At 42.8% G+C, this 14,934-nt stretch carries 16 protein-coding genes and 1 pseudogene; 3 read left to right on the plus strand and 14 right to left on the minus strand.

Annotated elements, in window-relative coordinates; genetic code table 11:
- Window position 1 precedes the first annotated feature (1 nt).
- The 4 genes from AXK38_07195 to AXK38_07210 all read right to left on the minus strand — a co-directional run bounded on the left by AXK38_07195 (window position 2) and on the right by AXK38_07210 (window position 4,643).
- The gene (locus tag AXK38_07195; GenBank protein AMH89036.1) at window positions 2-1,060 is read right to left on the minus strand and encodes a UDP-N-acetylglucosamine--N-acetylmuramyl-(pentapeptide) pyrophosphoryl-undecaprenol N-acetylglucosamine transferase; all 1,059 of its coding nucleotides are present in this window, start codon (window positions 1,058-1,060) and stop codon (window positions 2-4) included.
- A 1-nt stretch (window position 1,061) separates the two neighbouring features.
- Window positions 1,062-2,414 (minus strand): UDP-N-acetylmuramoyl-L-alanine--D-glutamate ligase, encoded by a 1,353-nt coding sequence (gene murD, locus AXK38_07200; GenBank protein AMH89037.1) that lies wholly within the window; start codon window positions 2,412-2,414, stop codon window positions 1,062-1,064.
- A gap of 113 nt (window positions 2,415-2,527) precedes the next feature.
- Window positions 2,528-2,782 (minus strand): hypothetical protein, encoded by a 255-nt coding sequence (locus AXK38_07205; GenBank protein AMH89038.1) that lies wholly within the window; start codon window positions 2,780-2,782, stop codon window positions 2,528-2,530.
- A gap of 19 nt (window positions 2,783-2,801) precedes the next feature.
- Window positions 2,802-4,643 carry a GTP-binding protein TypA gene (locus AXK38_07210; GenBank protein AMH89039.1) on the minus strand — a complete coding sequence of 614 codons (1,842 nt, stop codon included), beginning with the start codon at window positions 4,641-4,643 and terminating at the stop codon, window positions 2,802-2,804.
- 161 nt (window positions 4,644-4,804) lie between these two features.
- On the opposite strand from AXK38_07210, the gene AXK38_07215 reads away from it, so the two are divergent.
- Complete coding sequence (locus AXK38_07215; protein ID AMH89040.1) at window positions 4,805-5,530, plus strand: 16S rRNA pseudouridine(516) synthase; 726 nt, start codon at window positions 4,805-4,807, stop codon at window positions 5,528-5,530.
- Between the two features lie 32 nt (window positions 5,531-5,562).
- Here AXK38_07215 and AXK38_07220 read toward each other — a convergent pair whose 3' ends face one another.
- Window positions 5,563-5,946 (minus strand): NADH dehydrogenase, encoded by a 384-nt coding sequence (locus AXK38_07220; protein AMH89041.1) that lies wholly within the window; start codon window positions 5,944-5,946, stop codon window positions 5,563-5,565.
- Window positions 5,946-6,215, minus strand: coding sequence for a hypothetical protein (locus tag AXK38_07225; GenBank protein AMH89042.1), 270 nt, complete (start codon window positions 6,213-6,215; stop codon window positions 5,946-5,948). The genes AXK38_07220 and AXK38_07225 overlap by 1 nt, the downstream gene beginning before the upstream one ends.
- 63 nt (window positions 6,216-6,278) lie before the next feature.
- Between AXK38_07225 and AXK38_07230 the strand changes: the two genes are divergently transcribed.
- Window positions 6,279-7,187, plus strand: a complete 909-nt coding sequence (locus tag AXK38_07230; GenBank protein ID AMH89663.1) for a LysR family transcriptional regulator — start codon at window positions 6,279-6,281, stop codon at window positions 7,185-7,187.
- Window positions 7,188-7,240: 53 nt separating this feature from the next.
- On the opposite strand, the gene AXK38_07235 is transcribed toward AXK38_07230, so the two are convergent.
- Genes AXK38_07235 through AXK38_07255 form a run of 5 tightly spaced genes read right to left on the minus strand, consistent with a single transcriptional unit; the run spans window position 7,241 to window position 11,692 of the window.
- The gene (locus tag AXK38_07235) at window positions 7,241-7,996 is read right to left on the minus strand and encodes a short-chain dehydrogenase (GenBank protein AMH89043.1); all 756 of its coding nucleotides are present in this window, start codon (window positions 7,994-7,996) and stop codon (window positions 7,241-7,243) included.
- Window positions 7,997-8,016: 20 nt separating this feature from the next.
- A complete protein-coding gene (locus AXK38_07240; protein ID AMH89044.1) occupies window positions 8,017-8,946 on the minus strand; it encodes a ribonuclease Z in 930 nt (309 codons plus the stop codon).
- A gap of 14 nt (window positions 8,947-8,960) precedes the next feature.
- Window positions 8,961-9,584 carry a cystathionine beta-lyase gene (locus tag AXK38_07245; protein ID AMH89045.1) on the minus strand — a complete coding sequence of 208 codons (624 nt, stop codon included), beginning with the start codon at window positions 9,582-9,584 and terminating at the stop codon, window positions 8,961-8,963.
- Window positions 9,577-10,815, minus strand: a complete 1,239-nt coding sequence (locus AXK38_07250) for a GTPase HflX (protein AMH89046.1) — start codon at window positions 10,813-10,815, stop codon at window positions 9,577-9,579. Before AXK38_07250 ends, AXK38_07245 begins: the two co-directional genes overlap by 8 nt.
- Window positions 10,808-11,692, minus strand: a complete 885-nt coding sequence (locus AXK38_07255) for a tRNA dimethylallyltransferase (GenBank protein AMH89047.1) — start codon at window positions 11,690-11,692, stop codon at window positions 10,808-10,810. The genes AXK38_07250 and AXK38_07255 overlap by 8 nt, the downstream gene beginning before the upstream one ends.
- Window positions 11,693-11,812: 120 nt before the next feature.
- On the opposite strand from AXK38_07255, the gene AXK38_07260 reads away from it, so the two are divergent.
- Window positions 11,813-11,983 carry a hypothetical protein gene (locus AXK38_07260; protein ID AMH89048.1) on the plus strand — a complete coding sequence of 57 codons (171 nt, stop codon included), beginning with the start codon at window positions 11,813-11,815 and terminating at the stop codon, window positions 11,981-11,983.
- Between the two features lie 50 nt (window positions 11,984-12,033).
- Here the strand turns inward: AXK38_07260 and AXK38_07265 are convergent, their stop codons facing one another.
- The 3 genes and pseudogenes from AXK38_07265 to AXK38_07275 all read right to left on the minus strand — a co-directional run bounded on the left by AXK38_07265 (window position 12,034) and on the right by AXK38_07275 (window position 14,853).
- Entirely contained in the window at window positions 12,034-12,873 is an 840-nt protein-coding gene (locus tag AXK38_07265) for a thymidylate synthase (GenBank protein AMH89049.1), read from the minus strand.
- A gap of 97 nt (window positions 12,874-12,970) precedes the next feature.
- Window positions 12,971-13,930, minus strand: coding sequence for a glucokinase (locus AXK38_07270; GenBank protein AMH89050.1), 960 nt, complete (start codon window positions 13,928-13,930; stop codon window positions 12,971-12,973).
- A 116-nt stretch (window positions 13,931-14,046) separates the two neighbouring features.
- Window positions 14,047-14,853 (minus strand): annotated as a pseudogene (locus AXK38_07275) (lysozyme).
- Between the last annotated feature and the right edge of the window lie 81 nt (window positions 14,854-14,934).

Below are 14,934 nucleotides of genomic sequence, written 5' to 3' on the forward strand. Positions count from 1 at the left end.
CTTATGATAAATCTTTTTTCAACAATTGATAAAAATCTGCTAGAGATTTCAATTCCTTAGAAGCCTTCATCTTAGCTTGATAGTCTTCCTTGTGGCTTAGTAAGTAAGAAAGTTTCTCTTCCAAACTATCCAAGGTCAAATCGCTTTCTTGAAGCTCTTCTGCATATCCTTTTTTTACAAAGTAAGCTGCATTTTCAATCTGGTCACCACGACTAGCCTCACGACCAAGTGGCACAATGACATGTAATTTCGCCATGGCCAGGAGCTCAAAAATCGTATTGGCACCACCACGTGTCACAACAATATCAGCCAAACCCATCAAGGGTTGATAGAGATTGGTCACATAGTCAACACGAAAGAGATTTTGGCTCAACTCATTCAGGCTAGAATCTCCAGTTAGATTGATAATATTGTAGCGCTCTGTCAGTTCTTTCTTATGGTCTGTCACCAATTGGTTAAAGACACGAGCGCCTGCAGAACCACCGACAAACAATACCGTTGGCAATTTTGGATTAAAGTGGGTTTGAATATCCACCAATTCATCTGGTTCTAGAGTATTTTGGTCTGAAACCTTGGTCACTGCTCCCACATGCTCGACCTTAGCCAAACTTGAAGCTTGCTCAAAGGTTGAATACATCTTGGTCGCAAACTTATAAGCGATTTTATTGGCCAAGCCCATAGACAGGTCAGATTCGTGAATAAAGACAGGCACTCCTGACACACGCGCAGCGATCACAGGCGGTACTGAGACAAAACCTCCCTTTGAAAAAAGGGCCTGTGGACGAAGTCGCAACATGATAAAGAGCGATTGGACAATTCCCCAACCAACTTTGAAGACATCCATCATATTTTGCCAAGAGAAATAACGACGCAATTTTCCAGTCGCAATAGAATGGAAGGTAATATCTAGACCTGACTTGAGGATTTCTTGGTGTTCGATCCCACGCTTGTCCCCGATATAGTGGACTTCCCAGCCATCTTCGATGAACTTGGGCATTAACAAAAGATTGAGGGTGACGTGTCCAACCGTCCCCCCACCTGTAAAGACAATTTTTTTCATATTATTCCTTTAACTCCGCTACTGTGTCGATAAAGAGATCGCCACGTACTTCAAAGTTAGCATACATATCCCAGCTGGCATTGGCAGGACTGAGAAGAACCACATCTCCTTGAGTCGCAATCTCATAGGCCTTGCGGGTCGCATCTGCAATATCAGTCGCATCCACATATGCGACACCAGCCTTGTCTGCTGCCCGTTTGACACGTTCGGCAGACTGACCGAGGATGACCATCTTCTTGAGTCCAGTAATATCTGGAACCAATTCGTCAAACTCATTCCCACGGTCCAAACCACCTGCAATCAAGATGACCTTGCTGTTGTCAAATCCTGACAAGGCTTTTTGAGTAGCCAAGATATTGGTTGACTTGCTATCATTATAGAATTTGACACCCTTAATCTCATCCACAAATTGGAGACGGTGTTTCACCCCACCAAAGGCTGAAAGAGTTTCCTTGATGGTTTGATTGTCCACGCCACGGAGCTTGGCTACTGCAATAGTCGCAAGGGCATTTTCCACATTGTGGCTACCTGGAACTCCAATTTCATTCGCTGCCATGACCACTTCTCCACGGAAGTAGAGCTGATCATCTTCCAGATAAGCACCATCAACCTTTTCCAATGTTGAAAATGGAACAACAGTGGCTTGTGTTTTGCTAGCCAATTCTTTTGCCAAGTCTTGGTTAAAGTTCAAAACAAGGAAATCATCTGCTGTCATCTTGTTCTGGATATTCCACTTAGCTGCCACATACTCTTCAAAAGAACCATGGTAGTCAATATGAGTTGGCATGAGGTTAGTAATAACCGCAATCTCAGGATGGAATTCTTGAACGCCCATGAGTTGGAAAGAAGAAAGTTCCATAACAAGAGTATCCTTATCTGTAGCAGTTTGAGCCACTTGACTAGCTGGATAGCCGATATTTCCTGATAAGAGACCATGTTGACCAGCAGCAGTCAAAACTTCCCCGATCATCGTCGTTGTGGTTGTTTTACCATTTGAACCAGTAATACCAACAATCGGTGCTTCTGAAATCAAGTAAGCCAATTCCACCTCAGTCAAGACTGGAATACCCTTGGCCAAAGCCTTTTCAATCATGGGATTGCTGTAGGGGATACCTGGATTTTTCACCATAAGGGCAAACTCTTCATCCAAGAGTTCCAAAGGATGTCCACCTGTGATAACCTTGATCCCTTCTTCCAACAAACTTTGGGCAGCTGGATTGTCCTCGAAAGGTTTCCCATCATTTACTGTCACAATAGCGCCTAGCTTGTCCAACAAACGAGCTGCAGATTCACCAGACTTGGCCAAACCTAAAACAAGGACTTTCTTATTTTTAAATTGATCTATTACTTTCATGTCTCAAACTCCATTTCTACTCTTACTATTTTACCATTTTTATGGAAATAATTCTAAATGAAAATGCTCAGATTGGGCATTCTAACAAGCAAAAAGAGAGCCGAAACTCTCTTTTATCTTCTTTTACTTTTACTGACCGACATGAGGGTAATATCTCGCAAGCTAAAGTATGCTAGGAAGAGCATAGCGATTGCGATAAAGAATTCTGTCGGTAGCTGAAAAATTTGAAGGATAGACAACATAAGCAAAATCAAAAGTGCTACGAAAGCAAAGACGACAAGGACGATATTGACTGTCCCTTTAATGCTTTCTGGTGTCGCAAATACATAGAGTAGTAATAAGAGGAGTCCTATGATTAAATAAACCATCTTTATCTCTTTCTAGCTCTTATTCAGCTGATTTTTTCTTCTTGTTAGCTTTCTCACGCTCTGCCTTGTTAAGGATTTGTTTACGCAAACGGATAGACTCAGGCGTTACTTCCATGTACTCATCGTCGTTCAAGAACTCAAGAGACTCTTCAAGTGTCAAGATACGAGGCGTCTTGATAACAGCTGTTTGGTCCTTAGTAGCTGAACGAACGTTAGTCATTTGTTTGGCCTTAGTGATGTTAACTGTCAAGTCATTTTCACGAGAGTTTTCACCGATGATCATTCCTTCATAAACCTCAGTACCTGGGTTGACAAAGATTGTTCCACGTTCTTCGATAGACATGATTGAGTAAGTTGTAGCCTTACCAGCATCGATAGAAACAAGGGCACCACGGTGACGACCACCAATTTCACCTGGAATCAATGGCAAGTATTGGTCGAAGGTATGGTTCATGATACCGTAACCACGAGTCATTGACAAGAACTCAGTTGAGTATCCAATCAAACCACGCGCTGGAACAAGGAAGACCAAACGAGTTTGACCATTACCAGTTGAAATCATATCCAACATTTCACCCTTACGTTCAGAAAGGCTTTGGATAACAGATCCTTGGTATTCTTCTGGAGTGTCGATTTGAACACGTTCAAATGGCTCACATTTAACACCATCGATTTCTTTTACGATAACCTCTGGACGAGATACTTGAAGTTCATAACCCTCACGACGCATTGTTTCGATAAGGATTGACAAGTGCAATTCTCCACGTCCTGAAACCGTCCATTTATCTGGTGAATCAGTTGGGTCAACACGAAGGGAAACGTCTGTTTGCAATTCAGCCTGCAAGCGTTCTTCCACCTTACGAGAAGTTACCCATTTACCTTCTTTACCAGCAAATGGTGAGTTGTTTACCAAGAAAGTCATTTGAAGAGTTGGTTCATCGATGTGTAGGATTGGAAGAGCTTCAACTGCATCTGTCGGAGTAATTGTTTCACCGACAAAGATGTCTTCCATACCTGAAACGGCAATCAAGTCACCTGCTTTTGCTTCTTGGATTTCACGACGTTCCAAACCAAAGAAACCGAAGAGTTTTGTAACACGGAAGTTTTTTGTTGTGCCATCCAATTTAGAAAGAGTAACTTGATCCCCAACCTTAACAGTACCACGAAAGACACGACCGATACCGATACGTCCAACGAAGTCATTGTAGTCCAAAAGTGACACTTGGAACTGCAAAGGCTCATCTGAGTTATCTACTGGAGCTGGGATATGGTCGATAATTGTGTCAAAGATTGGTGCCATAGTAGTTTCTTGATCAGCTGGATCATCTGACAATGAAGAAGTTCCGTTGATCGCTGATGCATAGACCACTGGGAAGTCAAGCTGGTCGTCATCTGCACCAAGCTCGATGAAAAGTTCCAAGACTTCGTCCACTACTTCTGCTGGACGAGCTGATGGTTTATCGATTTTGTTAACAACCACGATTGGCACAAGGTCTTGTTCCAAGGCTTTTTTCAATACGAAACGAGTCTGTGGCATTGTTCCTTCGTAGGCATCTACGACCAAAACAACACCGTCAACCATTTTCATGATACGCTCAACTTCTCCACCGAAGTCCGCGTGTCCTGGTGTGTCCATGATGTTGATACGAGTTCCGTTGTAGGCAACGGCTGTATTTTTAGCAAGGATGGTAATTCCACGCTCTTTCTCGATATCATTTGAGTCCATGGCACGCTCTGCCAATTCAGTACGTGCATCAAGCGTTTCTGATTGTTTCAATAATTCGTCAACGAGGGTTGTTTTACCGTGGTCAACGTGGGCGATAATCGCAATGTTACGGATATCTTCTCTTAATTTTGTCATGATTTCCTCTATAATATTCAAAATTTATTTTCTAACTGAACGATTATACCATAATTTCAAGTAAATAACATAATTCAAGCAAGTGTAAATGTTTTCACTCTGCTTTTCTTTTCACGTCAAGTCTTTTCAAAGTAAGAGACTTATGATAAGATAGGCACAGTATGCGTTTAGATAATTTATTAGCTCAAGAAAAAATCAGCCGAAAGGCCATGAAGCAAGCCTTACTCAAAGGGGAAATTCTCGTCGATGGTTGCCCAGCCCGCTCCCTAGCCCAAAATATCGATACAGGACTACAGGAGCTCCTCTTTCGGGGCCGAATCATTCAAGGCTATGATCACACCTATCTTATGCTTCATAAACCTGCTGGTGTCGTTACAGCCAACAAAGACAAGGAACTTCCAACCGTCATGGACCTCCTTCCGCCTGACATCCAGTCTGACAAGCTCTATGCCATCGGTCGACTGGATCGAGATACGACAGGACTCCTCCTCTTGACTGACAATGGCCCCTTGGGCTTCCAGCTCCTCCATCCCCAATATCATGTCAATAAGACTTACCAAGTTGAGGTTAATGGACTTCTGACACCTGACCATATCCAAGCCTTTCAAAAAGGGATTGTCTTTTTAGATGGCACTATCTGTAAACCTGCAAGTCTAGAGATTCTATCTGCAAGTCCTTCCTACAGTCAAGCCTCTATCACCATTTCAGAAGGAAAATTTCATCAAGTCAAGAAAATGTTCCTCTCGGTTGGTGTCAAGGTGACCTCCCTCAAACGCACCCAATTTGGCCCTTGGAGCTTGGATGACAATCTTCAAGAAGGAGACTATCGCCCCCTAAACTCCCAAGAATTAGCAAACATTCGTGACTTTCTAAGAAAAAGTGGTTAAAAAATGAGCTCGGAACATCCAAGCTCGTTTTCTTATTTCTCGACTTTGATTTTCCCTTTCCAAGAATCCAAACCATAAGAAAGGATATAAATCTCAGAAAAACCTTGTTTTTTCAAGTAAAGGGCCGCATTTGTAACCCGTTGCGCACGTTGGTTTTCGTAGAGAAGGACAGGTTTATCCTTACGAAGGGCTGCAAGACTAGTCTTCAACTGACTTGAAGGAATATTGCGGGCACCAAGGATATGTTTTCTATGGAATTCTGCTGGATCGCGCAAATCAATCAATTGACCTGTACGAATCAAGGCTTCAAACTCCTCATTGTCTACAATTTTAGCCGCACGACGAATACGAAGATAGTTAAAGCCCATCCATGCCAACATTGCCAGTATAAGTGCCCACAAAATCCAAGTAACCATTAGTTCTTTTCTCCATTTTTCTCAATATAATCCAATTCTACTTTGTGCTCTCTGCGAAGAACCGCTTCTGCTTCTAGATAGTCTAATTTGTCCATCAACCCTGCATCGTAAATTCGAGAGAGCTCCAACTTCATCAGTTCAATATCATATAAGCGTTTTCCCATATAAACAATAATACCAAATCGTTTGAGGAATTGCTGCACATCATAGAATGTTTTCATAAGACTCATTCTAGCAAAATTTTGTGTTTTTTTCAAGAAGAGACTCACACAATGCTCCTGATTTTCCTATCTTCTTTGGCGATTCTGACGCAAGTGTGGTACAATAAAAACATGAGAATTCAACAATTACACTATATTATCAAAATCGTCGAAACTGGCTCCATGAATGAAGCAGCTAAGCAACTCTTTATCACTCAACCTAGTCTTTCCAATGCAGTGAGAGATTTGGAAAATGAAATGGGCATTGAAATCTTTATCCGCAATCCTAAGGGCATCACCTTGACCCGTGATGGGATGGAGTTCCTCTCTTATGCCCGTCAAGTTGTCGAGCAAACCCAGCTTCTGGAAGAACGCTATAAAAATCCTGTCGCCCACCGCGAACTTTTTAGCGTTTCCTCTCAACACTATGCCTTTGTGGTCAATGCCTTTGTCTCTTTGCTCAAGAAAAGTGATATGGAGAAATACGAGCTTTTCCTTCGTGAAACTCGGACTTGGGAGATTATCGACGATGTCAAGAACTTCCGTAGTGAGGTCGGTGTTCTCTTCTTAAACAGCTACAACCGTGATGTTTTAACAAAAATGCTGGATGACAACCACCTGCTGGCTCACCATCTCTTCACAGCCCAGCCTCATATCTTTGTCAGCAAGACCAATCCTCTGGCAAAGAAAGACAAGGTGAAACTGTCTGATTTGGAAAACTTCCCTTACCTCAGCTATGATCAAGGGACACACAACTCCTTCTACTTTTCAGAGGAAATCCTTTCCCAAGAGCATCACAAGAAATCCATCGTGGTTAGTGACCGTGCCACCCTCTTTAATCTCTTGATTGGTTTGGATGGTTACACCATTGCGACAGGTATTTTGAACAGTAATCTTAACGGAGACAATATTGTTTCCATCCCACTGGACATTGACGACCCCATAGAGCTGGTCTATATCCAGCATGAAAAAACCAGCCTGTCTAAGATGGGCGAACGCTTTATCGACTATCTACTAGAAGAAGTCCAGTTTGATAGTTGAGAAATAATAAGAACCAATATGTAGGCCAGCAACAACCTACGCATTGGTTCTTTTTATTTATAATTAAAAGTCTCCCCTGCCAACTTATCAGCTAGCTTGGGAAAGAGGGTATAAAACTTATGAGCTAGGTTCAACAAAATCGGAAGATTGAGTTCCCGTTTATTTTTTCCTATAATCTTGACAATCTTTTTAGCCACTGCATCTGGTTCTAGCAGGAAGCGGTCAACCGACTTGAGATAGGTTCCATCTGGGTCCGCTTGGTCAAAAAATCCTGTGCGGATTGGTCCTGGATTGACCGTCGTTACATAAACACCGTAGGACATGAGTTCGAGACGCAGAGCATTTGAAAACCCAATGGCCGCAAACTTGGTCGCTGAGTAAAGGCTGGACTTGCCAGTAGCGATCAAGCCTGCCATGCTGACGATATTGATGATATGGCCTTTTCGGCTTTCCTTCATTCGAGCCGCAAGGCGTCGAGATAGATTCATCAGGGCAAAGGTATTGACCTCAAACATCTGGTGAATATCTTGGTCGGAAATCTGCTCAAATTCCTCCAAAATCCCGTAACCAGCGTTGTTTATCAAGACATCAATCTTGCCATAGCGGAGATAGAGGTCTGCTACCAGAGTTTCTAGGGCTGAATCATCGGTAATATCAATTTCAATCCATTCTGCATGGGGATGATTTTCGTAGAGTTGAGCTAATTTTTCCTTATCTCGACCAAGCAAGATGAGTTGGTCATCTGGTAAAAGTTTGACCATTTCTTGAGCTAGACCACCGCTAGCTCCTGTAATAAGAATAGTAGGCATACTTATCCTTTCTCAATCTGTTAGATTTCCACTTCTTCCAAGTCTTTGACCACATGCACATTTTCAAAAATTGTGGCAGCGTCTTTTTTGAGTTTGCTGATATCTTTTGAGAGAAAACGGGCACTGATATGGTTGAGCAGGAGTCGTTTGGCACCTGCTTCTACTGCAACCTCCGCTGCCTGCATATTGGTTGAGTGGCCGTGATTACGGGCAATTTTTTCATCTCCTTTTCCATAAGTGGACTCATGGACAAGAACATCTGCGTTAACAGCTAGACGCACACTGGCATTGGTTTTTCGGGTATCACCAAGTATAGTGATAATCTTACCTGGACGGGGAGCTGAGATATAGTCAGCTGCCTTGATTTCAGTCCCATCTTCGAGAACAACGTTCTGACCGTTTTTGATTTTTCCAAAAAGAGGGCCAAATGGGACACCAGCTGCCTTGAGTTTTTCAGCATCTAGCGTTCCTTCCAAGTCCTTTTGCATGACACGGTAACCAACACAGAAAATAGTGTGATCCAGTTCTTCTGCATACACAGTGAATTTATCGGTCTCAAGGATTTTCCCTAGAGAATCTTGGTCAAACTCATGAAAATGAATCTTATAGGGCAGGCGTGAACCTGACACTCGTAGACTAGTCAATACAAAAGATTTGATTCCTTGAGGTCCATAGATTTCCAAATCTGTCTGCTCTTCATTGGCCTGAAAGGCACGGCTAGAAAGGAAACCTGGTAAGCCAAAAATGTGATCTCCATGCAGGTGGGTGATAAAGATTTTGCTGACCTTACGTGGTCGAATCGTGGTTTCCAAAATGCGATTTTGCGTTCCTTCTCCACAGTCAAAGAGCCAAACTTCGTTAATCTCATCCAAAAGTTTCAGGGCAAGACTTGAAACGTTACGGGCTTTAGAGGGCTGACCAGCCCCCGTTCCTAAAAATTGAATATCCATTCGATACTTTCTAATTAATCAATATATAACATGGCTGTGCGGTTTTCCGATCGGAAATAGCGCTTGCCAGAAAAAGCTGTAGCTTCTTGTAATAACTCCTCTTGGCTGTAACCTTTAAGACGCTTGCGACCATCAGCCAAGCTTTCCAAATCAGTCAAAGCTGTGAGACTCTCCACACTAACAACTTCTTCTTCCCCGACAGCCTTCATGTAAATCTTACCAGACTCCTCAAAGACCAGCTGATGGGGAAAAATTTGCGCAATTTCAAAGAGCAAGTCATCCGAAATCTTCTCCTCATTTTCAGAAAAAATTCGACCAAGACCCTGACTCTCATAGCAAAAACCAAAGGATTTACCAGACAGGTTTAGGCGAATAAAAGGTTTGTTTTCGAGAGTAAAACTTGGCTCAGTATTGTAAAGATTCAGTTCCTGACTGAGTTCCGCAAAATAATCCGTCGCTGCTTCAGGACTCTTTTTCTGGTAGAGCTCTGCAAAGTAGGCATTGACCACACTTGGCGGAGGAGTAATAAGAGCCAGTTGCTCCTGCTCTATTTTACCAGCTAGAAGTTGATCCAGATAGACCTTATCCAGACTTGTATAACCTCCATACTTTAGAGCCAAAGTTTTAATATCAGTCATAAAATTCTTCTAACCTCCATTTGTTTTTCTCAGAAATGTAGCCTGTAATCGCTTCGCCATCCTCCTGATAATCACGTTCTTCCAGAATCGCAACACTTTCCAAATCATGAATCTTGTAAGACTTAGAAAAAGGCACGCGCAGGGTAAATCTCTCAAAAATATCCTTGATTTTCTCTAAAAACAAAGCCTGCAAGTTCTCACGACTATCCTTAGACTTGGCAGAAATGAGAGCATAGGGCGTTTGGGTCGGCGTGAAATCCTCCACCAAATCCGCTTTATTATAAAGGGTTAGGCGAGGAATATCTTCCATATCCAAGTCTTTCATGATGGACAGGACTGTTTTTTCATGCTCCTCGTGGTAAGGATTGCTGGCATCGATAACATGAACCAGAAGATCCACATGCTTGCTTTCTTCCAAGGTTGACTTGAAACTAGACACCAACTCTGTCGGTAAATCTTGGATAAAGCCAACAGTATCTGTCAAAGTTACTTGGAGATTGCCCCCCAGATGAATACTCTTAGTCGTCGCATCTAGAGTCGCAAAGAGCTCGTCCGCCTCATACTGAGTCTTACTTGTCAAGGTGTTCATGATAGTTGATTTCCCAGCATTGGTGTAACCAATCAAACCAATCTTAAAGGTACTCGACTCCAGACGTTTTTCTCTGACAGTGGCCCGATTTTTCTCAACCACCTTGAGCTGGCGCTCGATATCTGTGATTTGATTGCGAACACTACGACGGTTCAACTCCAGCTGGCTTTCACCAGGTCCACGGGAACCAATTCCCCCTGCCTGACGGCTGAGCATAATCCCCTGACCAACCAAGCGAGGCAAGAGATACTTGAGCTGGGCTAGGTGCACTTGGAGTTTTCCTTCATGGCTTCGAGCCCGCATGGCAAAGATATCCAAAATCAACTGCATACGGTCAATGACCTTGACACCCAGAACTTCCTCCAGATTAACATTTTGTCGCGGAGTCAAGCGGTTGTTGACAATGACAGTGGTAATCTCTTCTGCATCCACCATGAGCGCAATTTCTTCCAACTTACCAGAGCCGACAAAGGTCTTGGAGTCATATTTTTCACGTTTTTGCCTGTAGCTATCTACAACGACTGCCCCAGCCGTCTTGGCTAGACTGGCCAATTCTTCCATAGAGAGGTCAAAATTGTCCATGCCCTGCAATTCCACACCGATGAGCAGGACGCGTTCCTCTTTTTTCTCCGTTTCAATCATCTAAAAACTCCTCTATCTGGCTTAAAATGCGGTCTTGCACACCAGATTCTCCAATCTGATAAAAGGTGACCTGCATGCGATTACGGAACCAGGTCAGCTGACGCTTGGCAAAACGACGGGTAGCCTGTTTGAGACTCTCACTAGCTTCCTCCAAGGACTGCTCTCCACGGAAATAAGGAAAGAGTTCCTTGTAGCCAATGCCTTTAGCAGCCTGCACATATGGATAATGGTCAAAGAGCCACTTAGCCTCATCCAAAAGCCCAGCCTCAAACATTAGATCTACTCGGCGATTGATACGCTCATAAAGCTGACTGCGCTCATCGTCCAAGCAGATAATCAGCGGTTCATACAAGGTCTCTCGATTTTCCAAATTCTGACCAAAATGGGCAATTTCCAAGGCACGCATAGCACGACGACGATTAAACTGGGGAATTTCAAGGCCTGCTTGCTCCAGAAGATAGGCTAATTCCTCATCTGTATAAGGCTCCAAACTAGCTCGATAAGCTAAAATCTCCTCATGAGGAGTCTCCCCACCTAGATGATATCCTTCAAGTAAGCTCTGGATATAAAGCCCAGTCCCACCAGCGATAATGGCTAGTTTCCCACGACTGTGAATGTCCTTAATAGCCATCTTAGCTTCTGAAACAAAATCAAAAGCCGAGTAAGACTCGGTTACCTCTCTAACATCGATTAAATGATGGGGAACAGCTGCCTGCTCCTCTGGACTAGCCTTAGCCGTCCCAATATCTAGACCTCGGTAAACTTGCTGGCTATCACCACTCACAACTTCCCCACCAAAGCGCTTAGCCACTTCAATAGCAAGAGCTGTCTTTCCAACTGCAGTCGGTCCAACAATCACAATTATTTTTGTTTTCATCTTTTTTCCTTGAAAAATTCCCATTTTTTCGTTACTATTATTATAACACAAAAAGGTCAGTCAGAAAAATGTGACCTCTTGAAGAGGCTGGCTGATTAAGAAGATAAAGGAGGAAGACTCATGGCTAAAGGATTCGCTAAAGGTCTTGTAACAGGTGTCGCAGGAACTGTCGCTGCACTTGCAGGTGCAGTATACGCATTTAAAAAGAAAGTAATCGAACCAGAAGAGCAAAAAGCAGCTTTCATCGAAGAAAACCGTAAAAAAGCAGCTCGTCGCCGCGTATCACGTTAAGAAACAAAAGAAGTTGGGATTCATTGTCTCAACTTCTTTTTTCTATTCTTTTAAATAGCTAGGTCAAACTTCAACTGCGGCTTAACAGGGTCATAATCCACCAACTCAAAATCTTCTGCTTTGATATCAAAGAAATTAGTCCCAGCAGGAGCATTCAGTACCAAACGAGGTTGGCAGTTTGACGGCTCACGACGAAGCAATTCCTGAGCTTGTTCAAATTGATTGTCATAGATATGGAGGTTGTTGATGAAGTAGAAGAACTTCCCAACCTTCCAGCCGAAATGCTTAGCAATCATCATTTGAAGAGCCACGTACTGCATAGCGTTGATATGGTGGGCTACTAGCATGTCGTTAGAACGCTGGGTCAAGGTCGCATCCAGATAGATTTCTCCATCTATACGACGGACATCAAACATGGTCTGAAAGGCACATGGGAGCAGCCCATCTGTTTCTTCGAAAGCTTGGTAATCCCAGAGCGAAATGATATTGCGGCGGTTCCAAGGGTTGGCTTCCAACTGCTTGAGAAGCTTATTGATGATGTCGTGTTTCTTAACAACAGCCCCATAGCGCTCACCGATGGTCCCTGTATCTCCCACTTCCCAGTCATTCCAATAGTGGACATTGTACTTGTCATTAAGAACTTCTAGGCTGTTGGACTGGTCTTGGTAGATCCAGAGCACTTCCTTGATGGCCGATTTGATAGCGATAGGGCGTAAAGTTGTAATGGGGAATTCCCCCTTGGCCAAGTCATACTCGGCAAAGGCACCCGTTACATATTTAGAGTTGGCAACTGTCCCATCCTTGTACTTAGGACGAGCCTGCTCTGAAAAGACACCGTCTTTGAGGATTCGTTCAATATTTTCTTTAAAAATTGTATCTGCTTTTGTCATTTCGTTTCACCTCATTCATTGTCCTAACTAGTATAGCATAAAAAAGAAAAGAGAAGCATTACTAACTCGAGGTTAGCATTGTTCCTCTTTTTTTATTTTATTGTAATACAAGTGATGCTGCTCCGATTACTCCAGCGTCATTTCCTAGAGTTGCAAGAGCCAATTTTGTTGATGTGCGTACTTGAGGGAAGGTGTTTTCGTCGTAGACTTTTTGAACACCTTGTAGAAGGAATTCTCCCGCAGCTGATACACCACCACCGATGACGATTGTTGATGGGTTTAGGATTGAACCGATGTTGGCACAAGCGATTCCCAAGTAACGTGAGAAGTTACGGTAAACGATCAAGGCAAGGTCGTCTCCTTCTTTTGCAAGGTCAAAGACTGTCTTAGCAGTTACTTCTTCTCCGTTATCAATCAAGCGTTTCAAGGCTGCATCGCCTTCGTACTCATCGGCATAGCGACGAGTCAAGTTGACAATACCTGTTGCTGAAGCAACTGTCTCAAGGCAACCTTTCTTACCGCAAGTACATGCGATTGGTTGATCAAAGTCAACAGTGATGTGACCGAGCTCACCTGCTGCACCAGCAACACCGTGAAGTAATTTGCCTTCTGCAACAATACCGCCACCAACACCTGTACCAAGTGTCATAAAGACAACATCTGGTTGGTTATCTCCAGCCCCCATCCAACGTTCACCAAGAGCTGCTACGTTGGCATCATTATCGATGAAGAATGGGATACCCAAGGCTTTTTCAATTTTCTCTTTAATTGGTTGAAGGGTTTTCCAGTTGAGGTTGTAGGCACCAATAACAGTCCCGTTTTCACGGTCAACCACACCTGGCGAACCCATTCCAATACCTTGGAAGTCTGCTGCTGCCAATCCAAGCAAGTCCAAACGGTGTTGAATAGACTCAATCATATCATCAACGATATGACTTCCCTCATCCAAAATATTGGTCTTGATAGACCATTTTTCTTGTATTTCTCCTGCTGTTGTTAAGATTGCAAATTTGATAGAAGTTCCACCAAGGTCAATCCCAATAATCTTTTGACTCATCATATTCTCCTTTTTCATTGTTTAGTAATTGAAAATGCTTACAGATATAGTATAACAAAAACCAATCGTTTATGCAAAGGTTTGCATTAACTTTCTAAATTTTATCTGATTTATGGTTTCCAGAGACCTGAGGCATCTACATAGTAACGTCCACCATCTACTCTCTCGTTCTTAGCCATTTTACCATCTGATTTCAAATAGTAATTTCCTTGCCATGCATTGCGAGCGTATGAACCATCTGATTTCAAGTAATACCAGGCTTGATAAGAAGAGTCATAAATCCACTCACCTTGTGCCATTTTACCATTTGACTTAAGGTAGTAATTTCCTTGCCATGCATTGCGAGCGTATGAACCATCTGATTTCAAGTAATACCAGGCTTGATAAGAAGAGTCATAAATCCACTCACCTTGTGCCATTTTACCATTTGACTTAAGGTAGTAAGTTCCTTGCCATGCATTCTTTGCATAAAATCCATCTGATTTCAAATAATACCAAGCTTGATAGGAAGAATCATAAATCCATTCGCTCTGTGCCATTTGACCATCTGCTTTCAGGTAATAGCTTCCCTGCCATGCATTTTTCACTGGATTGCCATTTCCATCAAAGTAATACCAAGCACCATCCTGCTTAACCCAGCCACTTGTTGTTGCTGAACTTGTATTGTTTTGAGCCGCAGTTGATTGTTTTGCTTTGAAGGCACCTTTTGGAGCATTTTTCAATTCACAAGCTACACCATCATGATCACGGTCTAACTTGGCAGAATAACCAGGTTCTCCCTCATGAATATCTGAGTATCCATTCGCCCAAGCTTCTTTACAACTAGAAAAATGAATGTTTTCTTCTGCTAACACAGGTTGTGAAAACAAGGCTAAAACTGGCAAGGTAGCCAGACTCATTTTTAAAAATAGACGTTTGTTCATTTCATTCTCCCATAATTATGATATCGATTTCACTATTATTTTATCAAACTTATTTCAGCAATTCAAGAGCTTCTGTGGGCT

Source organism: Streptococcus mitis (genome assembly GCA_001560895.1).
Taxonomy (GTDB): Bacteria; Bacillota; Bacilli; order Lactobacillales; family Streptococcaceae; genus Streptococcus; species Streptococcus mitis_Q.